The organism is Desulfohalovibrio reitneri (assembly GCF_000711295.1).
GTDB classification, from domain to species: Bacteria; Desulfobacterota; Desulfovibrionia; order Desulfovibrionales; family Desulfovibrionaceae; genus Desulfohalovibrio; species Desulfohalovibrio reitneri.
In genome coordinates, this window is the sequence record NZ_JOMJ01000003.1 from 2,494,989 (window position 1) to 2,518,831 (window position 23,843).

At 66.2% G+C, this 23,843-nt stretch carries 15 protein-coding genes; 12 read left to right on the forward strand and 3 right to left on the reverse strand.

Features of this window, described 5'->3' with window-relative positions:
• Nucleotides 1–33: 33 nt before the first annotated feature.
• Nucleotides 34–1,368, forward strand: coding sequence for an amidohydrolase family protein (locus N911_RS0112445; RefSeq protein WP_051694266.1), 1,335 nt, complete (start codon nt 34–36; stop codon nt 1,366–1,368).
• A 6-nt stretch (nt 1,369–1,374) separates the two neighbouring features.
• On the opposite strand, the gene N911_RS0112450 is transcribed toward N911_RS0112445, so the two are convergent.
• A complete protein-coding gene (locus N911_RS0112450) occupies nt 1,375–1,824 on the reverse strand; it encodes a winged helix-turn-helix transcriptional regulator (protein ID WP_051694268.1) in 450 nt (149 codons plus the stop codon).
• A gap of 120 nt (nt 1,825–1,944) precedes the next feature.
• On the opposite strand from N911_RS0112450, the gene N911_RS0112455 reads away from it, so the two are divergent.
• The 10 genes from N911_RS0112455 to N911_RS0112500 all read left to right on the forward strand — a co-directional run bounded on the left by N911_RS0112455 (nt 1,945) and on the right by N911_RS0112500 (nt 13,933).
• Nucleotides 1,945–2,544 carry a flavodoxin family protein gene (locus tag N911_RS0112455; RefSeq protein WP_029897600.1) on the forward strand — a complete coding sequence of 200 codons (600 nt, stop codon included), beginning with the start codon at nt 1,945–1,947 and terminating at the stop codon, nt 2,542–2,544.
• A gap of 271 nt (nt 2,545–2,815) precedes the next feature.
• Nucleotides 2,816–4,123: a hypothetical protein gene (locus N911_RS0112460; RefSeq protein ID WP_029897602.1), complete on the forward strand. Its 1,308-nt coding sequence runs from the start codon at nt 2,816–2,818 to the stop codon at nt 4,121–4,123.
• Nucleotides 4,099–5,085, forward strand: coding sequence for a tungstate ABC transporter substrate-binding protein WtpA (gene wtpA, locus N911_RS0112465; RefSeq protein WP_029897604.1), 987 nt, complete (start codon nt 4,099–4,101; stop codon nt 5,083–5,085). The genes N911_RS0112460 and wtpA overlap by 25 nt, the downstream gene beginning before the upstream one ends.
• A 66-nt stretch (nt 5,086–5,151) precedes the next feature.
• Nucleotides 5,152–5,934: an ABC transporter permease gene (locus N911_RS0112470; protein WP_029897606.1), complete on the forward strand. Its 783-nt coding sequence runs from the start codon at nt 5,152–5,154 to the stop codon at nt 5,932–5,934.
• Nucleotides 5,931–6,971, forward strand: coding sequence for an ABC transporter ATP-binding protein (locus N911_RS17020; protein WP_035104789.1), 1,041 nt, complete (start codon nt 5,931–5,933; stop codon nt 6,969–6,971). The genes N911_RS0112470 and N911_RS17020 overlap by 4 nt, the downstream gene beginning before the upstream one ends.
• Before the next feature lie 185 nt (nt 6,972–7,156).
• Complete coding sequence (locus N911_RS0112480) at nt 7,157–8,080, forward strand: YitT family protein (protein WP_029897609.1); 924 nt, start codon at nt 7,157–7,159, stop codon at nt 8,078–8,080.
• A 367-nt stretch (nt 8,081–8,447) separates the two neighbouring features.
• Complete coding sequence (locus N911_RS17025) at nt 8,448–9,893, forward strand: tetratricopeptide repeat protein (protein WP_029897612.1); 1,446 nt, start codon at nt 8,448–8,450, stop codon at nt 9,891–9,893.
• The gene (locus tag N911_RS18505; RefSeq protein WP_161781631.1) at nt 9,890–10,258 is read left to right on the forward strand and encodes a hypothetical protein; all 369 of its coding nucleotides are present in this window, start codon (nt 9,890–9,892) and stop codon (nt 10,256–10,258) included. The genes N911_RS17025 and N911_RS18505 overlap by 4 nt, the downstream gene beginning before the upstream one ends.
• 101 nt (nt 10,259–10,359) lie before the next feature.
• The gene (locus N911_RS0112495; protein ID WP_029897616.1) at nt 10,360–11,583 is read left to right on the forward strand and encodes an HDOD domain-containing protein; all 1,224 of its coding nucleotides are present in this window, start codon (nt 10,360–10,362) and stop codon (nt 11,581–11,583) included.
• On the forward strand, nt 11,573–13,933 hold the full coding sequence (locus tag N911_RS0112500; protein WP_051694269.1) for a putative bifunctional diguanylate cyclase/phosphodiesterase: 2,361 nt from the start codon (nt 11,573–11,575) through the stop codon (nt 13,931–13,933). Before N911_RS0112495 ends, N911_RS0112500 begins: the two co-directional genes overlap by 11 nt.
• Before the next feature lie 10 nt (nt 13,934–13,943).
• Here N911_RS0112500 and N911_RS0112505 read toward each other — a convergent pair whose 3' ends face one another.
• Nucleotides 13,944–17,657, reverse strand: a complete 3,714-nt coding sequence (locus N911_RS0112505; RefSeq protein ID WP_029897621.1) for a PAS domain S-box protein — start codon at nt 17,655–17,657, stop codon at nt 13,944–13,946.
• A gap of 224 nt (nt 17,658–17,881) precedes the next feature.
• Between N911_RS0112505 and N911_RS0112510 the strand changes: the two genes are divergently transcribed.
• Nucleotides 17,882–19,777, forward strand: coding sequence for a BCCT family transporter (locus tag N911_RS0112510; RefSeq protein WP_081859197.1), 1,896 nt, complete (start codon nt 17,882–17,884; stop codon nt 19,775–19,777).
• A gap of 101 nt (nt 19,778–19,878) precedes the next feature.
• Here the strand turns inward: N911_RS0112510 and N911_RS0112515 are convergent, their stop codons facing one another.
• Nucleotides 19,879–23,841 (reverse strand): efflux RND transporter permease subunit, encoded by a 3,963-nt coding sequence (locus N911_RS0112515; RefSeq protein ID WP_051694270.1) that lies wholly within the window; start codon nt 23,839–23,841, stop codon nt 19,879–19,881.
• Between the last annotated feature and the right edge of the window lie 2 nt (nt 23,842–23,843).

Sequence of the window (23,843 nt, forward strand, 5' to 3'; positions counted from 1 at the left end):
AGGGTGGAATAAACCAGGACCAGGGAGCGGACCATGGCCAGGAAAAAGCGGACGGGCTGCGCGCCCAAGAGACCTGAGGAGCTGCGCGACTACACCTCGCCTTCGGGCTGGGGCACGCCGGAGGTTGCCTTGGAAGTGGGACGGCTGGCGGAGGAAATCGGCGGCCGCATGGGCATGACCAGGCGGCAATTCCTCAAGACGCAGATGGGCATGGCCGCCACCTTTCTGGCCATGAACTCCGTTCTGGGGACTTTTTTCGCCGTGGACACGGCCGAGGCGGCGGAGAAGGGCGCGGCCGCCGAGGCCTCCGCCCGGCTGGAGGAACAGTTCATCTTCGACGTGCAGGTGCACTACCTGCACGAGGACTTTCCCTCGCCGGACGGGCTTCTCTCCCTGCGCCGGGTGGCCGACCGCTGGAACGGCGGAGGGATGGAGGAGCACACGCACCAGGATCTGCTTTTCGAGAACTTCTACCGCGAGGTGTTCGAGCAGAGCCAGACCTCCATGGCCGTGCTCAGCAACGCCCCGGCCGACGACCGCCGGGGGTGGTTTTTGACCAACGAGCGCGCCCTGGCTACGCGGGAGAAGGTCAACCGCCGCAGGGGCAGGCGCTCCCTGTTGGCCCACGGCCTCATCATCCCGGGCCAGCCCGGGTGGCTGGAGGAGTTCGAAAAGACGCTGGAAATGAAGCCCGACGCCTGGAAGGGCTACACCTTGGGCGACCCCGGCGGCGGCTCCCAATACCAATGGCGGCTGGACGACGAAAAGCTCATGTACCCGGTCTACGAGCGCATGAAGCGGGCGGGCGTGACCACGGTGTGCATCCATAAGGGGCTTTTGCCCACGGGGTACGCCGGATGGATGGACGAGGACAAGGTGGCCCACGCCACGGTGGACGACGTGGGCCGGGCGGCCAGGGACTGGCCGGAGCTGGACTTCGTCATCTACCACTCGGCCATCGAGAAGGTCATCCCCACGGCGACGGACGCCGAAGCGTTCGCCCGCACCGGCCGCATCGACTGGGTGACGGATCTGGCGGAGATTCCCGAGAAGTACGGCGTAAACAACGTCTACGGGGAGATAGGCGCGGCCTTCGCCGACACCTGCGTGGCCCACCCCCGCCTGTGCGCGGGCATGCTGGGCACCCTCATCCGGGGCCTGGGCGCGGACCGCGTCTGCTGGGGCACGGACTCGGTCTGGTTCGGCTCGCCACAGTGGCAGATAGAGGCCTTCCGCCGCCTGGAAATCCCCGAGGACATGCAGCGGGAGCACGGCTTCCAGCCGCTGGGCCCGGCGGACGGAGAGGTCAAGCGGGCCATTCTGGGCGCCAATTCCGCCAGGCTGTACGGCATTGATCCCGGGGCGTGAGGCGACTCAGGCCGCGCCTTCCGGTTCCTCCGCCCGGGCGTCGTGCCCGGCGGCCACCTCCGGCGGCTCCGGGGACTCGTACTCCTCGCCGTCGAACAGCCCCTCGCCGCCGAGGACCTTCTCGTACGCCACGCCCCACTGGCGCATGTCGCGCAGGATGGGGATGAGGCTGCACCCCAGGTCGGTCAGGGAGTATTCCACGCGGGGCGGCACCTCGCGGTAGACGCGGCGGTGCACCAGGCCGTCCGCCTCCAGTTCGCGCAGCTGCCGGGTCAGCATGCGCTCGGTCACGTCCGGGATGCCCCGGCGCAGCTCCCCGAAGCGCAGCACCCCCTCCAGGGAGAGGTGGTAGAGGATGACCGGCTTCCACTTGCCGCCGATGACCTGCAGGGTCAGCTCGAAGTAGCAGCGGTATTTCTTGCCCGCCAGTTCCTTGATCTTGCACGGCTCGGGCACGGCGTCCCTCCATTAGTATACAAAATGTAAGTACCATACATTCAAGACGGTACTTGCGTTGCGCGCTTGTGTGTGTACGCTCCGTCTCAAGCAACCGTCAAGAACGACAAGGAGACAACCATGTACGCATTGGCCATCAACGGCAGCCCCCGTGAGGGCGGCAACACCGAGACCCTGCTGCGGGCCGCCCTGGCGCCTATTAAAGAGGCGGGCTGGGACACGGAGCTTATGCAGGTCGGCGGAAAGGACGTGCGCGGCTGCATCGCCTGCTACAAGTGCTTCGAGAACAAGGACCACCGCTGCGCGGTGAAGAACGACGCCCTCAACGACTACCTGGCCAAGATGTTGGAGGCGGACGCCATCATCCTGGGCACGCCCACCTACTTCACGGACGTGTCCGCGGAGATGAAGGCCCTGCTGGACCGCAGCGGACTGGTCAGCCTGGCCAACGGCCGCGCCCTGCGCGGAAAGATCGGCGCGGCCGTGGTGGCCGTGCGGCGCGGCGGGGCCACCCACGCCTATGACTCCATCAACCACATGTTCCTCATGTCGCAGATGATCGTGCCCGGCTCCACCTACTGGAACATGGGCTACGGCTGGGCCAAGGAGGACGTGGCCGGAGACGAGGAGGGCATGGCCAATATGGGCAACCTGGGCCGGGTCATCGCCTGGCTGGGCCAGTCCATCAAGCCCAATCTGGACAGCTTCCCCGCCACCTGATTCCCCCAGGCCGGTCCAGCCGGTCCACCATCCGCTCGAACACCCCGGTCGGCCCGCTCCGGCCGGGGTGTTCGTCGTGCAATACCCGTTTTGTTGGATTTAGGAGAAGTTTTGGGTTGCCGGTTACGGTAACGCCAGGCTATAATTATGCACCTGATGAGGTTGGATAGAGGTTCGAAAAGTTCGTCGAATTTCGAACCTGGCGTACCGGGAAAGCCGAACCGGAGTCGGCTTGACCGGTTGAAGGGAACCTGCAACAGGTGGAGCACGCATGCCGAGCGCAAACGACTGGAGGAACACGGCCGGGCTGTTCGCCCCGGAAATGGACGGCAACGGGGGCTTCCCGCGCGAGGAGTCACCGGGGAGGCTGCCGGTGGACGGCCCCATGACCACGGAGGAGTACCTGGGCTGGCGCTTCAAGTATCCGCACGACGGGCCGTGGGACTGGGAGAAGCCCGAGCTTGAATCGGACTTGACGGTGAAGATGGACGGGCCGCTCCGGGGGGATCTCTTCCCCGAGCGTCCCCAGGGCTCGCAAAATCCACTGCGCTGGGTGGGCTCGTTGTTCGATCCGGATGCCGAGGCCCCGCCCCGGAGGCCGGAGCGGGAGTTCGCCGACCAGCGTTATCCATCCACCAGGCACAACGGTAGCGAAACCGAATCTCCATCCGTTCGTCCTTTGAGCGAGGAGGGCTCATCCACCACGTCAGCGGTACGCCCCGCGGCCGAGGCGGGAGATGGACCGTCATGGTTGCGCGAAAGGGCGAAGGATGCGGCGGACTGGCTCATGGGGGAGGAGACGCGAAAAGGCGTCGGCCGCGTCCTGGAGCAAGTGGGGGAGACCGCGCCGCGAGCCCTGGGGCAATTGACCGAGGACTTCTGGGAATGGAACAAGAGCGATCCGATGTACAGCAAGGACGCCGATGCCGGGGAAATCCGGGGCAAGCTGGGCGACGCGGTCTCCACGGGGACCGAAAAGGCGAGCCGGAAAGTTCCCCAGGCTCTGGGCAAAGCGGGGTCGGAACTCGCAGACCGTTCGAATGAAATCGCATCCACCACCGGGCAGGCCCTGAACAAAGCGGGCTCCGCCACGGTCGAGGCGGCTGAAGACGCGGGCAAGGGGTTGTACGACAACCGTGAGGAAATCGCCCGGAGCGCGGCCAGGGCGGTACGGCGAACCGGCGATGAAGTCACGGACAAGGAGTTTCTGGACAAAACGGGGCAGGGCTTGGAGATGGCCTGGATAGTAAACAGGGAAGGCTTGCGGTTGATGCTCGTGCCGCATTCGAAATGCCAGTCGAAGCAGGTTCGGCTCTGCTTGCCCGGAGCATCCAGGGGCTGGCCTGTACCAGGTCCACCCCGGCAGCTTTCCCACACTCGGAGTCACCCACCGTCCCCGCTGCACAACCCGTATTTCGATTCGCTCCAGGTTGGCGTGTCCCGGCCGGAATACGTTTTTCCGAGGCGATTGTACGGAACCGTCTTGAACTCTTGGCCGTCGCGGGGTATGCATGGCGTGGCATATATCCTGTCCAGCATAAGAAGGAGACGAACATGGTTCATCGTATCCACGTTATGATGGCAATCGCATTCTGCCTGTGCGGCATGGTGCTGGCCGGTGCGGGAGCGGCCGGGGCCGAGCCTTCGGGCGAACTGAAGATCTTCCACGCGGGCAGCCTCAGCGTGCCCTTCGAAGAGATGGAAAAGGCGTTCGAGGCCGAACATCCGGGTATCGACGTGCAGCGCGAGGGAGGCGGCTCCACGAAGATGGCCCGCATGATCTCCGAGGTGGGCAAACCAGCGGACATCATGGCCTCGGCCGACTACGTCGTCATCGACAAGAACCTCATCCCCGACTTCGCGACGTGGAACGCCCGTTTCGCGTCCAACCGCATGGTCCTGTGCTACACGGCGGACTCGCGCTACGCCGATGAGATCAATGGCGAAAACTGGTACGAGATCCTGCAGCGCGACGATGTGAGCTGGGGGCACTCCGACCCCGACCTGGACCCGTGCGGCTACCGCAGCCTGATGGTCCTGCAACTGGCCGAGAAGTTCTACGACAAGCCCGGCCTGTACCGGGACCTGCTGGCCAACCGGCCGGAAAAGAACATCCGCCCCAAATCTGTCGAGCTGATCTCCCTGCTGCAGTCCGGCAACATGGACTACGCCTGGGAATACCGCTCCGTGGCCGTGCAGCACGACCTGCGATTCGTGGAGCTGGACGACCACATCAATCTGGGCAATTACAAGATGGACCCCTTCTACAAGCTGGCCAAGGTCGAGGTCGCGGGCAAAAAACCCGGTGAGACCGTGACCCGCACCGGCAAGTCCATCACCTACGGCTTGACCATGATCGACGACGCGCCCAATCCGGAAGCGGCCGAGCTCTTTTTGAGCTACCTCTTCGATCCCGACGGCGGGCTGGCCATTCTGGAGAAGATGGGGCAGCCGCCGTTCGTGCCCGTGCGTGTGCCCACAGGTGATATGAAGGCGGCCATGCCCGGCCAGCTGCGGCCCCTGGTCGAAGTCAGCGAGTAGGGCGGCTCCATGGCGGACCAAACGGGAGGGGCCGTCGGCGTCAAGGCGCCGGGGCTCCTCCCTTCCGTGCGCAAACTGGCCTTCGGCGGCTGGATGGTCGGTTCCGTGGCGCTGGTGGTGCTCTTCATCGCCGGCCCGCTGGCCCAGACCGTGGCCTCGCCGGAGTGGCCCGTCTTTGTGGAAACCCTGCGCGACTCCCAGGTGCTGGGCTCCATCGGCCTTTCCATCGGCGCGGCGGGCCTGGCGGCGGCCTTTTCCGTTCTGCTGGGCACACCGCTGGCCTTCCTGCTGGCCAGAAGAGAGTTTCGGGGCAAGCGGCTGGTGGAGAGCCTAGTGGACCTGCCCATCATGATCCCGCATCCCGTGGTGGGCATCGCCCTGCTTACAGTGGCGGGGCGGGGCCAATGGGCCGGGGAGGTGCTGCAGGCCGTCGGCATCCGCCTCATGGGCACTGTCACGGGCATCGTGGCCGTGCTCGCCTTTGTGGGACTGCCGTTCTACATCAACACGGTCAAGGCCGGCATGGAGGCGGTGCCCGAGAGGCTGGAAAAGGTTTCCCGTTCTCTTGGGGCCGGGCCCGCCGAGACCTTCTTCCGGGTAACGCTGCCGCTTACCTGGCGGCATATGCTCGTGGGCGTCATCATGTGCATGGCCAGGGCCATCAGCGAGTTCGGCGCGGTGGTCATCGTGGCCTACCATCCCATGATAGCGCCGGTGCTGATGTACGAGCGCTTCACCGCCTACGGGCTGAAGTACTCCCAGCCCATCGCCGTGCTGCTCATCTGCATCAGCCTGGCCTTCTTCCTGCTGCTGCGCATGGTCTCCCTGCCGCGCGGGAGGCGGACATGATACGGGTGGACGGCCTGTGTCTCGACCTGCCGGGCTTCAGCCTGCGCGACGTCTCCTTCGAGGTGCCCCGGGGCGGGTTCTTCGCCGTCATGGGGCCCACCGGCTCGGGCAAGACGCTCATTCTGGAGACTATCGCCGGGCTGCTCCGGCCAAGCGGCGGGGTGATACGCGTGGCCGGGCGCGACGTGGCCCGGTTGCCGCCGGAAAGAAGGGGGGTGAGCCTAGTCTACCAGGACCACGCCCTCTTCCCGCACCTCAGCGTGCTGCGGAACGTCCGGTACGGCCAGCGCTATCACGGCATCCATGGCCGGGAAGGGCGGGACCTGGCCATGGAGCTTTTGGAGCGGCTGGGGATGGAGCGACAGGCGCACCGCTCGCCGGTCAACCTCAGCGGGGGCGAGAAGCAGCGCGTGTCCCTCGCCCGGGCCCTTGCCTGCAAGCCGAAGGTGGTGCTGCTCGACGAGCCCCTGTCCTCCCTCGACCCGCAGTTCCGCGACGGGTTGCGGCAGACGCTGCGGGGACTGCACAGGGAGTCCGGCGTGACCTTCCTGATGGTCACGCACGACTTTACGGACGCCCTCACCCTGGCCTCGCGCGCCGGGGTCCTGCGCGGCGGCAGGCTGGAGCAGCGGGGTACGGTGCGGGAGATATTCCGCCGCCCCGCAACTCCCTTCGTGGCTGACTTCGTCGGCATGCGGAACGTTTTCGAGGCCGAGTGCAGCGACGGCCTCTGCCGGTTCGCAGGGCTGGAGGTCAGGGTTGGACCGGCCCACGAGCCGGGACCGGCATACGCGGGCTTGCGGCCGGAGGACATGCTCGTGGAACCGGGGCGGAGGGGGGATGGCTGGCATGTATTCAGGGCCACGGTGGCCAGCCTGTCCGCGGAAGGCTTCGCCTTCACCGCCCTGCTGCGGCGAAACGGACACGTCTTCGCCGCCCAGGTGGATCAGCACCGCCTCATGGATCAGTCCCTTGAACCCGGCAGAGAGGTGCTCGTGGGGTTCGAGGCGGACCGAGTGCATATCTTCAGCCGCTGAGGGAATGCAGCGCCCAGGAAACACGCGCGGCCGGCGCGCGTTCCACTCCCCTTGCATTTTCCCCGCAAGGGGTTTTCAATCAGTATTTGTGCTAGGCGCTGGCCGCCTCCAGCCGTGGGGGCGGTTTTTTTCGGCCTTCCGGCGAGGGGAGGTTGTGGCGCGAACAGAGAGGGAAAGGAGGGAACATGCGGCTGTACGGAAGCGTGCGCAAGCAATTGAGTCTGCCCAGATGGCGGCGGGTGACGCGGACCATCGCCCAGCAGGTCTGCATCGCCTTCGGCGCGGCGCTGGCCGCGCTTGGCTACGTGCTCTTCCAGCTTCCCTTCAATCTGGCCGCGGGCGGCATGTCCGGCCTGGGCATCATCGTCAACCACTACAGCGGCTTCCCCCCGGGGCTGTTCTTTCTGCTGTCCAACGTACCGCTCTTCGCCGTGGGCTACTTCTTTCTGGGCAAATGGCGGTTCGTCTGGTCCTCGGCCCTGGCCGTGGTGGTTTTCTCCCTGGCCACAGACTTCATCTCCATGCAGGCGCCCGTCATCTTCGAGACGTTTCCCCTCACCAAGGACAAGCTGCTGTCCTCGATCTACGCCGGGCTGCTCTACGGCATCGGCACCGGCATCATCTACCGCTACGGCGGCACCATCGGCGGCACGTCCATCCCGGCCCGCATCATCTACAACGTCACGGGCTTTCCGCTCTCCCAGTCCTACCTCTTCACGGACGGCCTCATCATCCTGCTGGCGGGACTGGTCTTTAGCTGGGAAACGGCCCTGCTGGCCTTCCTGACCCTGCTGCTTATCGGCATGGCCTCGGATTTCGTGCTGGAGGGCACCAGCCAGGTGCGGACCATCATGATCGTCACCGAGCACCCCCGGCCCATCCAGTCCGCCCTGGTGCAAAAGATGAAGCGCGGCGTGACCACCTGGGACGTGCGGGGAGGCTACAGCGGCACCGAGCGGACCCTCATCTACTGCACGGTGCTGCGCTCCAAGGTGTACGACGTAAAGCACATCGTGGGTCGGCTGGACCCCACCGCCTTCATGGTGGTGGGCCTGTCCCAGCAGACCTGGGGCGGCTACAACGCCCCCAAGATCGGCCACCTGGAGTAGGGGGCGCGGGCATTCGGCCCGATTCCTCCTTCAGCTTGATCGAGTCAAAACACTTCCCCGGGGTCCGGGGTTCACCCTCTCTAGGCGGGGCTGGGTCAGCCCTGGTGGGAGGACCGCCGCGGGGGATCGTACCGAGAGGGCGGCAGGCCAACGCGAAAGTACATATAAACCCCTATTGGCAGACTTGCCTCCCCCTGGCATGTGATGTTCACGTGGGATTCGCCGGCGGAGCGGATGGTATCCGAATTGCCGCGCCAAAACGGCATTCATGGCCGACGAAGGCGGAGCGGTATCCGGCGGGAAAGGCGTGGGGGTGTCCATGGAAGCGGGAACAAGCAGCGGAAGGAAGCGGAAGAGCCGCGGTGATATGTTCTTCATCGCCGCCGGTGAAAACGATTCCTTCCAGTACAAGGACTCCGGCCGGGCGGAGACCAAAAGCCTCTACGTCATCCGCACGGACGACGAGATCGTGCACAAGCACGCCCGTCCCATCGAGGAGTTCGTGGAGGACGGCGGGCTCTTCCTTGTGGTCAGCGACGACAGGCTGTTCTACCGCAACTGCAAGATCGCCCTGGTCAACGAACTGGGCCTGCGCCACGCCGACGTATGCTGCTGCCCCACCATCGGCCAGGCCAGGGAGCGGGTGGAGCAACTGCGCCGGGAGGGCGGAACCCCCTTCATTTTTCTGGAGACACGGCTGGACGAGGAATCGCCCCTGGAGTTCATGCGCGAGGTGCAAAGCGGCGTGACGGGCGCCAAGGTGGCCGTACTGGCCGCGGAGGTGAACCAGAGCCAGCTTTTCCTCTTCCACGAGAAGGGGGCCGACGGCCTGGTGCTCAAGCCGGCGGGACCCAACGCCATCATCCAGAAGGCGGCCTTCGTGCTCAATCCCCAGAGCGAGCTGGAGGAGCTCATCGCCGAAGGCAAGCGGCTCATCGGGAAGGAGGAGTTCGAGGCGGCCATCAACGTGGCCCGGGCGGTTTTGGCCCGCAAGCCGGGCAGTCCGGCGGGCCTGCTTATCATGGGCGACGCGCTGAAGGGCATGCGCAAGCGCGAGGAGGCCCTGCGCGCCTACAAGACGGCCTCGGACAACGCCAAGCTGTTCCTGGAGCCGCTGAAGCGCATCGTGCAGTTCCACCTGGAGGACAACAACGAGCGGGAAATGCTGACCTATCTGGTCAAGCTGGACCACCTCTCGCCACTCAACCTGGACCGCAAGGTGGAGATCGGCGGCATCCACCTGCGTCACGGCGAGGAGGAGAAGGCGCAGCGCTACTTCGACAAGGCGGTCTCCTTCGCGGGCATGGAGGGCGCTTCCTCGGTGGCCTGCGAGATGAGCATGTCCATCGGCGCCATGCTGCTGGATGAACGGCCCGACTTGGCCCTGAAGTACTTCCGCAACAGCCTGCGGCTGTCCAAGGGCTCCAGCCGAAGCTACCAGATGGCCACCTTCAACCGCATCGGCATCGCCCTGCGCCAGAAGGGCATGTGGGAGGAATCGGTTGAGGCCTACCTGGAGGCGGAGGAGATCGCTCCGGACGACGAGAACATCCAGTACAACATCTGCCTCGCCTATTACGACGGCGGAGAGTACGCCAAGGCGCTGGAGCGGCTGGAAAAGGCGCTGCGGATCAACCCGGACTTCCACGGCGACGACGCCTCCATCCTCTACAGCGTCGCCCACATTTATATGAAGGCGCGGCGGAAGGATCGGGCGCTGGAGTGCCTGAATAGAATCCTCGACATCCATGGGGGCTACAAGGAGACGCGCGCCCTGGCGGCCAAACTGCGGCGCGGGGAGGAACCGAAATGACAATGGCGCGGGGAGCCGAAGCGGCGGCCGGGGAGCGCAGGTACCACGCCCGGCTGGAAGTCTATGCCCCGCTGTTTCTGGTGTTTCGCCACGCGGACCACGACGGGCTGCCCTGCCTGGTCCGCAACCTCAGCCCGCGCGGGGTAATGCTGGAGTTCTCCCCCCTGGCCCGTCCCACCGGGGCGGAGGTGGGGGAGGAGTGCGTTCTGGAGCCCGCCCCGGGGCAGCCCGCGGGCCTGTTCGCCTCCCTGCGGGGCAGCGTGGCCTGGAAAGCCGGGTGCCACCTGGGGGTGGAAGCGAGCGAGCCGCTGGCCGGGGACACGGAGGAGCTCTCCGCCTGGCTGCGCGGCAATGGACTGTGTTGAGCGGCGGACGCCGAGCGTCCGCCCGGACCGGCGGCGGTCCGGCGTCGAGCGAACCTGCGGCCCCGGCGCGATACGCCAGGCGGTCAACTCAAGGGAGACGTGTGGGCGTAATCGGCCTGGACAGGCTCAAGCCCGGCATGCGGCTGGCCTCGGAACTGCGTTCCCGCCAGGGGCGGGCCCTGCTGCCGCAAGGCGCGGAGCTGACGGAGAAGCATATCCGCACCCTGAAGATATGGGGCATCGCCGCGGCGGACATCGAGGGCCACGGCGAGGAGGAGGACGAGTCCGCCCGCAGCCTCACCCCGGAGGAGATCGAGGCCATCAAGCCCTACGCCAAAGCGCATTTCCGCTTCAACAACCTCGGTTTGCCCCCGGTCCGCAACCTGGCCCGCCTGTACGCCAGGCGCGCCTGCCGCGCCAACGCCTCCATCCCCGCCTTCAAGACGCCCGGGGGGGACCGCTCCGCCCCGCCCCCCATGCCCCTGGACCCGGTGGAGCTGGCCGAGCGCAACGTGGAGCTGGTTTCCCTGCCCGAGGTTTTCCACAAGATTCTGGAGGCCATCAACGACCCCCTGGTTTCCGCCACCCACGTGGCCGGGCTGGTGAGCAAGGACACCAACCTTTCCTCCAGGCTGCTGCGGGTGGTCAACAGCCCCTACTACGGCTTCGCCGAGCGGGTGAGCACCCTCAGCCGCGCCCTGGCCCTGGTGGGCACGGAGAAGCTGGTGCAACTGGTCATCGGCATCTCGGCCGTGGAGGCCTACAAGGATGTCTCCTGCGAGGGCTTCGACCCGTATGTTTTCTGGCAGCACAGCGTGGGCTGCGGCTTGGCGGCCAGCGCCCTGGCGGCCGAACTGGGGCGGGAGGACGAGGAGTCCTTTTTCGTGGCCGGGCTGCTGCACGACATCGGCAGGCTGGCGCTCATCAAGCTGGAGCCGGGCGCGGCAGAGGAGGTCCTGCGGCGCGTTCCCGGCGCCTCCATCACCTGCGCCCAAATGGAGCTGCGTTGCTGGGGTGTCACCCACGCCGATCTGGGCGGGGAGATGCTGCGCCAGTGGAATCTGCCCGAGCCCCTTCGCATCGCCGTTGAGGACCACCACACGCCACGGGACTCCGGCCTGGGGGCGGAGGCCTCGGTCATCCACGTGGCCGATGTGGTGGCCCACGCCATGGACAGGAGGCTGGCCCCGGTTCGCGCCGTGCCGCCACTGGACAAGGGTGCCTGGGCGTCCCTGGGGCTGCAGGAGAGTGTGCTGGACCGCGTGGTCACGCAGGTGGACACCCAGTTCGCCGAGATCATGAAGGTGTTCTTCCATGACCAGTAGCCGCGAGCGGGAACGGGTCATCGGCTCCGAGTCCTACCTCCGCGAGCGGGTGGAGCACCTGGAGAAGGTGCACCAGCAGGCCCTGGACGCCCTGGACCATATCGCGGGCCTCAGCCAGCTCAAGGTCAGCCTGCGCCAGGTCAAGAGCCTGGACGCGGTGCTGGACAAGGCCGAGGAGAGCATGCAGTCGCTCATGCCTTTCAAGGCCGTGGCCTTCTATCTGGTGCGGGAGGAGGACTCCGGGCTGAGCCGGGCGCACGTGGGGCCCAATGGGGCCGAGGCCGAGGTGGAGGGCGTGTTCGATCACCTCCTGGAGAGCCATTTCATCTCCCGCGCCCTGCACGGCAGCAGGCCCGTGACCATCGACCTGGAGGACGCGGGGGAGTGCGTTCTCCATTCCCTGAGCACCCCCTCGCGCATCCGGGGCCTGTTTCTCGGGCTGGTGGACGGGCAGACCAAGTACGTGCCGGACACCTCCCTGCGCATGGTCAGCATCGTCTGCGCCAACACCGCGCATCTGCTGGAAAGCGTGGAGCTGTACCGCCTCATTCATTCCATCAATCAGGACCTGGAACAGCGGGTGGCGGACCTGACCGCCTCCAAGGAGGAGCTGGAGCGTGAGGTGGCCCGCCGCCTGCAGGCGGAGCAGGATCTCATCCGCTCGCGGCAGATGCTGGACATGGTGCTGGAGAACATCCCGCAGTACGTATTCTGGAAGGACCGGGACAACCGCTACCTGGGCTGCAACCGCAACTTCCTGCGGGCCGCGGGCAAGGAGTCCGTGGAGGCTATGTCCGGACTCACCGACCACGACCTGCCGTGGGCCGGGGAGTGGGCGGACATCTGCCGCGAGAAGGACGCCAGGGTCATGCGGGAGCGCGAGGCGGTGCAGGGCAGGCTGGAAACCATCCGCATGGCCGACGGCAGAGAGCGGTTCATCGAGTCCAACCGCGTTCCGCTGGTGAACCAGGAGGGATGCGTCATGGGCGTGCTGGGGACGTTTCAGGACGTCACCGAACGCAAGAACTACGAGGAGCGGCTGGCCTACCAGGCCTTCTACGACCCCCAGACGGGCCTGCCCAACCGCAGCCTGCTGATGGAGCGCATGGAGCGCGCCCTGAGCCGCCAGCAGCGCCGCCGCGACCGTGCCTTCTGCCTGCTCATGCTGGACCTGGACCGCTTCAAGAACGTCAACGACACCCTGGGGCACATGGCCGGAGACCAGCTGCTGGTGGAGCTGGCCGGGCGCCTGGCCGGCTGCGTGCGGGAGATGGACACCGTGGCCCGGCTGGGCGGGGACGAGTTCGCCATCCTGCTGGAGGACGTGGAGCGCTCGGACGAGTCGGAGTGCATCGCCTCCCGCATCATGGAGGCCCTGCGCAAGCCCTTCAACATCCAGGGCACCATGCAGTTCACCACCGGCAGCATCGGCATCGTGGAGGTCCGGGGGGATTATCGGGAATCCTCGGAGATACTGCGCGACGCGGACATCGCCATGTACCACGCTAAGCGCCAGGGCGGCGACGCCATCAAGCACTTCAAGCAGGAGTTGCAGGACCAGGCGGTCTACCGGGCCACCCTGGAGAACGACATGCAGCTGGGCATCCGGCGCAATGAGTTCTTCATGCTCTACCAGCCCATACACAGCCTGGCGGATGGAAATCTGGCGGGCTTCGAGGCCCTGCTGCGGTGGCGGCATCCCCAGCGCGGGGTTGTCTCGCCGGAGTCGTTCATCCCGCTGGCGGAGAAGTCCACCTTCATCGAGGAGCTGGGACATTTCATCCTGGGGGAGGCCTCGGCTTTCGCCGGCAGACTGCGGGACCTCGGCGGGATACAGCCCTACGTGGCCGTGAACATCTCCGCAAGGCAGCTCATGCACCCGGAGTTCGTGGACAGGATGCGGGATACGCTGGACGTGTACGGCCTGCCCGCGGATTCGTTGCGGCTGGAGATGACCGAGACGGCCATCATGGAGCGGGCCGAGGTGGCCATGGGCATTCTGCTGCAACTGCGGGAGATGGGGCTGCGGCTGGCCATCGACGACTTCGGAACGGGCTACTCTTCGTTCAGCTATTTGCAGCGGCTGCCGGTGGACACGGTCAAAATCGACCGCTTCTTCATCAACAGCATCGACACCAGCCGGGAAAAGCTGGAGATCGTCAAGAGCATCATGGCCCTGTCCACCACGCTGGGGCTGGAGGTCATCGCCGAGGGGGTGGAGACAACGGGTCAGCTGGACACCCTGCGGTCCATCGACTGCCGCGCGGCCCAGGGCTACCTCTTCGCCATGCCCCTGCCGCGCGGGGAGGCGCTGGAACTGGCCAAGGCCACCGGGCGTTCCCCGGGCTGAGGCTGCCGGCTCATTCCCCCCGGGGGGCTATTCCAGCAAGGGCCTCCCGCAGCGGGCCCGCGCGTACCGGCTTGGCCAGGTAGCCGTCCACCCCAGCCTCCAGGAACCGCTCCCTGTCCCCCTCCATGGCGTAGGCGGTCATGGCGATGACCGGGACGTTCCTGTTCCCCTCTCCGGCCTCGCCTCGTCGAATGGCCCGGGTGGCCTCCATCCCGTCCATGACCGGCATCTGGATGTCCATGACAACCAAGTCGTAGGCGCCCCGGCGCAGCTCCTCCAGGGCGCTGCGCCCGTCCCCCACTGCCGTGGACTCGTGTCCCAGCTTGGTGAACATCTTCTGGGCCATGAGGCTGGATATCCTGTCGTCCTCCGCCAGCAGGATGCGCAGAGGTGTTTGCGGAACGGCCGCGTCCTTTTCCTTGGTCCCGGCAACGGCGGCCCCGTGCTCGGCGCGTCCGAACAGGAGGCTGAAGTGCACGGAGGTCCCCTCGCCCTCCGTGGTCTCCACGGAGATGTTGCCGCCCATGAGATTCACCAGCCGTCTACAGATGGTCAGGCCCAGCCCGGCTCCCTGGTGGGTGCGGGTGAATTCCTCCCCACCTTGGGTGAAGGGCTCGAACAGTTCGTCAAGCAGGTCATCGGGCATGCCGATGCCGGTGTCGGTCACGGTGAAGAGCGCCCTGACCTTGTCCGGGCCGGGCGCGGGCAGGGGGGAGACCTCCAGGGTTACTTCCCCCTGGCTGGTGAACTTGAGGGCGTTGCCCACCAAGTTGGTCAGCACCTGTTGCAGCCTGGCCGCGTCGCCCCTGACCACGGAGGGCAGGCCGGGGTCAATGCGCACGCTCAGGGGCACGCCGGACTGCCTGGACACCGGCAGAAAGAGGCTGGCCACCTGCTCCACCACATCGGGCAGGTTCAGGGGCTCCTCGCGGATGATCATCTTGCCCGCCTCCACCCGGGAGAGGTCCAGAATGTCCGAGAGAAGCCCGGTCAGCCGCTGGGAGGACTCCTCAGCGGCCCGGACGTACTCCTCCTGCTCGCCTTCCAGCCCCGTGTTCCGCAGAAGGTGGAGCATGCCGATGAGGCCGTTGAGGGGGGTGCGGATCTCGTGGCTCATGTTGGCCAGAAATTGCGACTTGGCCTTGTTGGCCGTCTCGGCCTGTTCCTTGGCGGCCAGCAGGTCGCGCTCGTGCTCGCGCCGCAGGATGGCCAGGGAAAAGAGGCTGGCCAGCCGCTCGAGGACCTGCGCGTCCTCGTCCGTGTAAGGCCGTTCGGCGTTGGCCAGGGCGATCTGCCCGGCCAGTTCCTCGCCGATGTGGGCGGGCACGGCCAGAAAGGATTCGATGGGGATGTGGCCTTCGGGCGTTCCCTCGCCGCGCGGGTCGCCAGAGGGGGCGTTGGTGAGGATTGGCTTGCCTTCACGCAATACCCAGCCCCACAAACCGCAGTATTTCTTGAAAACGATGTCCTTGTCCGGGATCTGGCACTCTTCCCAGACGTCCTTGGTCATGGTGTGGCTGACCAGGTGGCCGCTCTCCCGCTCCACCGTGCCCACGTACCCGAAACGGCTGGTGGTGAGCGCCTTGCCAGCGTCCAGAATCATCCTGGAAATGTCCTCGATGCTGGTCGGAGTGAGCATGGCCTGCCCCAGTTCCGCCAAACAGGCGTCCACACGCCGCTGCCGCTCCACCCGCTCCTGGGCCAGCTTGCGCTGGGTGATGTCCGTGTGCGCCCCCACCATGCGGGTGGCCCGTCCCGTCCCGTCCCGCTCCACGGCCTTGCCCCGGCCGTAGATCCAGCGCCAGTTGCCGTCCTTGGTGAGCATGCGGTATTCCGCCTCGAAGCTCTCCACGCGGTTCTCGATGCAGTCCTTGTTGGCGGCAAGGGCGGCTTCCTTGTCCTCGGGGTGGATGTGGTCCAGCCAGAAATCGGCGGTCTGGGGCGCCTCGTCCGGGGTGTAGCCCAGCATGGCGGCGTAGCCCGGGCTGTAGTAGACCTCGCCGGTCTCGATGTTCCAGTCCCAGACGCCGTCCTTGCTGGCCTCCATGGCGTTCTTGAACCGCTCCTCGCTCTCCCGCAGGGCCTCCTGGGCGCGGCGCTCGCCGGTGATGTCGCGGAACACGCAGTGGGTCTGCAAAAAACCGCCGTCCGGCTTGCGGCCGATGCGCCCGTTGAACGTGACCAGGATGGTCGTGCCGTCCTTGCGCACCATCCCGAATTCCACCCCGAGAATCTCTCCCACTGCCTTGAAGCGAGGGAAGTTTTCACGGAAATGGTCCCGCCATTCCGGGGTGAGCAAGTCGGCGAAGTTGCGGCCCAGCACCTCTTCCCGGGTGTAGCCCAGGGTCTCGCAGAAGGCCTTGTTGACCTCCAGGAAGTTCCCCATCTCGTCCAGGGACTGGTACGGCACGGGGGCGTCGGTGTAGAGCAGGCGGAACCGCTCCTCGCTCTCCCGCAGGCCCCGCTCCATGCGCTTGCGGGCGGTGATGTCCACGGTGAAGCCGTCGTAGTGGGTGACGTTGCCCAAGGCGTCGCGGGCCACCCGGATGTTGGTGGAGGTCCAGATGATCTCCCCGTCGCGTCTGCGCCGCCTGGACTCGAAGTCCAACACCTCGTCCCGCCGCCGCAGCATTTCCAGGAGGCGCGCGCGGTCGGCCGGGTCGGCGTAGATCTGGTCCTGGATGGACTCGATCTCTCGCAGCAGGCGTTCCTGGGACCCGTAGCCGTACATCTTGGCCAGGTAGGTGTTGGCCATGATGTAGACCCCGTCCGGGGTGGACTGGAAGATGCCCACCGGGGCCTTTTCCAGCAGCGTGCGGAAGCGCTCCTCGCTCTGGTGCAGGGCGCGCAGAGCCAGCTTGGCCTCGCTGATGTCCTCGAAGGTGGTGGCGAAGGATTCGGGGCCGGTGCAAAAGGCTGTTACGCGGAAGTGTTTGTCCAGCGGGGGGAAGTAGGTTTCGAAGCTCCGGGCTTCCCCGGTTTTCACCACGTGGACGTACTCGTCCAGGTAGGGCGCCTCCTCCGCGCCGAAGATGTCCCCGGCCAGGCCGCCCACCGCCGTCTCCCTCGGGATGCCGGTGATGCGGCTGAAGGCGGGGTTGACGTCGGTCAGGCGGTAATCCACCGCCCGGCCGTCCTCGTCGCGGACCAGCTCGTGCAGGACCACGCCCTGCGTGGCGTGCTCGAAGAGGTCCTGGTAGCGCAGCCTGGACTCCAGCAGCCGCTCCTCGGCCAACTTGCGCTGGGTGATGTCCTCCAGGTGCAGCAGCACCGTGTCCCCGTCCGCCCGTATCCAGGTGCCCCGGAACCACTTGTCCTCGCCGGTGGTCAGGGTGCGGTGGGGGAACTCGCGCTGGATGACGCCGCCTTCCAGCAGGCACTCCCGGAGGGATTTTTCCAGATGGCGGTGCTCCGGCGCGGCGTAGAACTCGCCGGCGGTGACGCCCTCGTAGCTCTTCATGCCATGTCCGCTGGCTTCGTCAGCGGCCAGGTTCCAGTCCACCAGCACCAGGTCGTCACCCCGCCTCAGCCAAGTGAAGATGGGCACGGGAAAGTGGATGAAGTGGATGCGGGAGCGCAGGGCGACCCGGGCGGCGTCGTCCGATTCGGAAGGCTGCGGGGATTCCGCTCCGGCAAGCCTGGATTCCAGCTCGGCCACCCGTCGCCGGGCCTCGGCCAGCTCGCGCCTGAGTTCTGCTTCCGTGCTGTCGGAACCGGAGGTCACGAAATAACCGCCTCATGGGGCTGAAAACAGGTTGGACTTGAGTTCCACAGGTAGCAGGATCCGCCGCCCATGCCAATTATGATATGCACGCGGGCGGAGGCCGCGTCGCTTGAAAAAGTGAGGAAATGGAGCATGGCGTGGACAGATAATCGAGGCTGTGCTCGAGTTGGATGCAAGATCCTGAACCCGGAACGCACGATTCGCGGCGACACCACGGAGAACGCATGAGTCAGGAAAACGAACCAGGCGGCGTGACGGAAAACGGGGAGCCCCAAGAGCAGCCGGAGCCCAGTTACGAGGAGAAGGCGATCCAGATCGCCCAGGAGCACTGGGAGCGGCAGGAGAGAAAGGCCATCAAGGAACGCCGCATGTTCCGCGGCCTGCAGATCGTGCCCACCTCCTCGTTCTACGACGAGTCCCACGGCCACAAGCCGGGCGAGTCCAACTGGATGGGATACGGGTTCGACCTGCATCCGCAGGTGACCGTGGTGGCGGGGGTGCTGCTGCTGGCCTTCATCAGCCTCACCCTCTATTTCGGCCCCCAGGCCGAGGCGTTTTTTCAGAACCTGCTCGACTCCATCGGCAACATCTTCGGCTGGTTCTACATCTTCTCGGCCAACGTATTCGTGCTGATCATGTTCATCCTGGCCGCCAGCCGCTTCGGCGGCCTCCGCATCGGGGGGCCGGACGCCCTGCCGGAGTTCTCCACCTTCAGCTGGTACGCCATGCTCATCAGCGCGGGCATGGGCATCGGGCTGCTCTTCTGGAGCGTGGCCGAGCCCATCTTCCATTACTCCAATCCCTCGCCCATGTTCGACGTGGCCCCCAACACCCCGCAGGCCGCCCAGGTGGCCATGGGGCAGACCTACTTCCACTGGGGCCTGCACCCGTGGGGCATCTACGCCCTGGTGGGGCTGTCGCTGGCCTTTTTCGCCTACAACCGGGGGCTGCCGCTGACCATCCGCTCCATTTTCCATCCCCTTCTGGGCGACCGCATCTACGGCTTCTGGGGCAACCTCATCGACATCCTTTCCGTGCTGGCCACCCTGTTCGGGCTGGCCACCTCGCTGGGGCTGGGCGTCACGCAGGTGGCCTCCGGCCTCAATTTCCTGTTCGGGCTGCCCTCCACCACCAACTCCGCGGTGCTGCTCATCGCCATCATCACCGGATTCGCCACCCTGTCGGTGATCGCCGGGCTGGACAAGGGGGTCAAGCTGCTCAGCAGCATCAACCTCTATCTGGCCGCTGCTTTCCTGCTGTTTCTGCTGGCGGCCGGGCCGACGGTGTACGTGCTGCAGGCCTTCACCCAGAACATCGGCTTCTACATCCAGAACCTGCCCCGGCTGAGCTTCTGGGTGGAGACCTTCTACGGCTCCATGGGCTCGTCCTGGCAGACCCCGTGGACCCTGTTCTACTGGGGCTGGTGGATATCCTGGTCGCCCTTCGTGGGCATGTTCATCGCCCGGGTGTCCAAGGGGCGCACCGTGCGCGAGTTCATCCTGGGCGTCATGATCATTCCCAGTTTGCTCTCCTTCCTGTGGATGTCCACTTTCGGCGGCTCGGCCCTGTGGCTGGAATCCACCGGCGTGGCGGACATCGCCGCGGCGGTGGAGGCGGACGTGTCCACCGCCCTCTTCGCCATGCTGGAGAACTTCCCCCTGGCCCGGGTTTCCTCCTTCATCGGCGTGGTGCTGGTCACGGTCTTCTTCGTCACTTCCTCGGACTCGGGCTCCCTGGTCGTGGACCACCTCACCTCGGGCGGCAAGCTGGACTCCCCTGTGCCGCAGCGGGTGTTCTGGGCCATCATGGAGGGGTTGTGCGCGGCGGTGCTGCTTCTCGGCGGCGGCCTGGTGGCCCTGCAGAGCGCCTCCATCGCCACGGGCCTGCCGTTCACCCTGGTGCTGCTGGTCATGTGCTACAGCCTCTACAAGGGGTTGCAGGAGGAACACTTCCACGCCCAGCTCATCGAAACCATGCGCCCCGAGGTCCGGCGGTTCGAGATCCCCGTGCTCCCCACCGACAACCCCGAGGAGATTCTGAAAGAAGCGAAGAAGGGGCACGGCGAAAAGGTACGGTCCAGCGAGGGGAAAGGAGCCGCCGAGAAGAAGGGCGGGTCCTGAGAAGCCGGCTGCCGGGCAAGACGCGAAACGGGCCGCCCTTCTGAAAGGACGGCCCGTTTCACGTTCGGAGGGCGCTTCACACCGGAAGCGGGTGCTTCCGCCTAGCTTTCGCCGCCACCCTCCTCCCCGCGCTTGGCGGCCTTGAACTTCGCTTCCTCCACCCAGCAGTACAGCACCGGAACCACGAAGACGGTGAGTAGGGCGAAGGTCATGCCGCCGAAGGAGGGGATGGCCATGGGCACCATGATGTCCGCCCCCCGGCCGGTGGAGGTAAGGATGGGCAGCAGGGCCAGGATGGTGGTGGCCGAGGTCATGAGCGCGGGGCGGATCCGCCGGGCCGCCCCGGCCACGATGGCCTTGCGGATGTTGGCCACGGAGTCCATGGGCCTGGCTCCCTTGGACTCGTCCAGGTAGGTGGCCATGATTACGCCGTCGTCCGTGGCGATGCCGAAGAGGGCCAGAAAGCCCACCCAGATGGCCACCGAGAGATTGATGGGCTGCACCTGGAAGAGGTCGCGCATGAGCACGCCGAAGACCTCGAAGTGCATGAACCAGTCCTGGCCGTAGAGCCATATCATGACGAAGCCGCCCGACCAGGCCACCATGATGCCGGAGAATACCATCAGCGTGGTGGGCAGGGACTGGAACTGCAGGTAGAGGATGATGGTGATGACCAGCAGCGCCAAGGGCAGGATGAGGGCCAGCTTCTTCTGCGCCCGCACCTGGTTCTTGTAGCTGCCCGCGAACTCGTAGGAGACGCCCGCGGGGAGCACCAGCTCGCCGGAATCGATCTTGTGCTTCAGGTACGCCTGGGCCTGCTCCACCACGTCCACCTCGGCGAAGCCGTCCTTCTTGTCGAAGAGCACGTAGCCCACCAGGAAGGTGTCCTCGCTCTTGATGGCCTGCGGGCCGCGCACATACTCGATGTCCGCCAGCTGCGACAGGGGGATCTGCTGCCCAGTGGCCGGCGAGGCCACCAGGATGTCACGCAGGGCGTCGGGGCTGTCGCGCAGCTCGCGCATGTAGCGCACCCGCACGGGGTAGCGCTCGCGGCCCTCCACGGTGGTGGTCAGCTTCTTGCCGCCCACGGCCACCTCGATGACTTCCTGCACCTGGGAGAGCATGATGCCGTAGCGGGCGATGGCCTCGCGGTCGATGACGATTTCCAGGTAGGGCTTGCCCACGATGCGGTCGGCGATGACCGCTTCCTTTTTGACCGAGGGCACCTCCTTGAGCAGCCGTTCCAGGTCCAGGCCCACCCGCTCGATGGTGCGCAGGTCCGGCCCCTTGACCTTGATGCCCATGGGCGCGCGCATGCCCGACTGGAGCATGACGATGCGGGCCGCGATGGGCTGCAGCTTGGGCGCGCTGGTCACGCCCGGCACCTGGGCCGCGTCCACGATGCGGTCCCAGATGTCGTCCGGCGAGGTGACGCCCGGCCAGGGCTCGCGGCCGGGGTTGAGGTCCGGGTCCAGCCTGGACCGCCAGATGCGGAAGGGCGCGCCGTCGGGGTCGGGGATGAGGTGGCCGTCCTCGTCGCGCGGGAAGCGGCCGCGCACCTTGTAGGGCAGGCCGTCCGGGGCGCGTACCGGCTCCCCGTCCGGGGTGCGGAAGAGGTCCTGGCTGCCGGGCAGGAACTTGAACCGCAGCCGCTCGCCGGACTCGTCGGTGAGGTACTCCGAGTGGTAGTTGATGACGGTCTCGATCATGGACACCGGGGCGGGGTCCAGGGGGGTTTCGGCCCGGCCCAGCTTGCCCACGGCGCTCTCCACCTCGGGGATGGCCGTGATGGCCATGTCCTGTTGGGCCAGCACTTCGCGCACCTCGCCGATGGAGGCGTGGGGCATGGTGGTGGGCATGTACAAAAAGGATCCCTCGTCCAGCGGGGGCATGAATTCCTTGCCCAGTCCGGGGAAGGTCTCGGCCAGGGAGACCATGGCTTCGGAGGATCGCACGGACTGCGGCAGCCAGGAGGTCAGCCTGGGTGCGCCCAGCCAGATCATGAGCCCCAGCAGAACCACCAGCGTCGGCAGGGTGAGGAAAAGGGCCTTGTGGTCCAGAAGGACCGCCAGGATGCGGGTGTAGTAGCGCTGGAACAGCGTGAACACGGCCAGCAGCCCGGCGATCAGGCCGAATACGAAGACGAAGTTGCGCAGGTCGCCCAACTCCGGCCCCAGTGGCAGCCAGCGGGTGGCCAGGAACCAGCTCACCACCAGGATGACCACCCAGTTCTCCAGCCGGGTGATGACGGCGTCCAGCCTGGGGGGGACGCGCCCGGCGGCGATCATGCGGCAGCCCCACCAGATCGGGATGAGTCCCAGCCACCAGGTGGTCAGGACCATGGCCGCCGCGCCAGCCAGGATGACCAGGCCGGGCTTGATCAGGCTCTTGATGCCCGGCTTCTTCCGCCGCACCCGGGTGAGCAGCAGCCGGGCCATGACGGGCAGCACGGTCACGGCCACCACGATGGAGGCCATGAGGGCGAAGGTCTTGGTGTAGGCCAGGGGCTTGAAGAGCTTGCCCTCGGCCCCGGTCATGGCGAAAACCGGCAGGAAGCTGACGATGGTGGTGGCCACGGCGGTCATGACCGCGCCGCCCACCTCGCTGGTGGCCCGGAAGATGACGTCCGTGCGCCGCTCGTCGGCCTTGGCCTTATGCAGGTGGCTGATGATGTTTTCCGTGATGACGATGCCCATGTCCACCATGGTGCCGATGGCGATGGCGATGCCGGACAGGGCCACGATGTTGGCGTCCACGCCGAACTGCTTCATGGCGATGAAGCACATGAGCACGGCCATGGGCAGCAGCGAGGAGACGATGAGCGAGCTCTTGAGGTGCATGAGGACGATGAGCACCACGATGATGGTCACCAGGATTTCCTCAATGAGCGCGGTGTTCAGGGTGCCCAGGGTCTCGCCGATGAGCTCCGCCCGGTCGTAGAAGGGCACGATCTCGACCTTGCTCTTGGTGCCGTCATCCAACACCTTGGAGGGCAGGCCGGGAGAGATTTCCTCGATCTTGGCCTTGACGTTCTTGATGGCCTGCATGGGGTTTTCGCCGTAGCGGACCACCACCACGCCGCCAACGACCTCCGCGCCCTCCTTGTCCAGCAGGCCGCGCCGCTGGGCCGGTCCCACGGAGACCTCGGCCACGTCGCGCACCCGGATGGGCAGGTTGTCGCGCACGGCCACCACCGCGTTCTCAATGTCCTCCAGATTCTCGATGAAGCCGATGCCCCGCACCAGGTACTCGGCGTTGTTGATCTCGATGGTCCGCGCGCCCACGTCCAGGTTGGACATCTTCACGGCCCTGAAGAGGTCCTGCAGGCTCACGTCGTAGACGCGCAGGGCGTCGGGGTTGGCGTCGATCTGGTACTCGCGCACGAAACCGCCCACCGAGGCCACCTCGCTGACTCCGCCGGCGGAGAGCAGGCCATAGCGGACGTACCAGTCCTGTATGGAGCGCAGCTCGTCCAGGTCCCAGCCCCCGGTGGGGTTGCCTTCGGGGTCGCGCCCCTCCAGCGTGTACCAGTAAATCTGGCCCAGGGCGGTGGCGTCCGGCCCCAGCACCGGCTGCACCCCCTCGGGCAGGGTGTTGGGCGGCAGGCTGGAGAGTTTTTCCAGCACGCGCGACCGCGACCAGTAGAAGTCGATGTCCTCCTCGAAGATGACGTAGACCGAGGAGAAGCCGAACATGGAGAAGCTGCGGACGGTCTTCACCCCGGGGATGCCCAGCAGGGACACGGTGAGGGGGTAGGTGACCTGGTCCTCCACGTCCTGGGGCGAGCGGCCAGGCCATTCGGTGAAAACGATCTGCTGGTTCTCGCCGATGTCCGGGATGGCGTCCACGGGCACCGGGTCGCGCGGCAGACCGCCCAGGTCCCAGTCGAAGGGCGCGACCATGACACCCCAGCCGATGGTCATGAGGACCAGCAGGGCGACCACCAGCTTCTGCTTCAGGCAGAAGGCGATGATCCGTTCCACGAACCCCTGGGGATGGTCGATGGAGGGGACGCGCGGCTGGTCCCCGCCCTCGCGGGGGGTGTTGAGATTCTCTTCCGCCATGG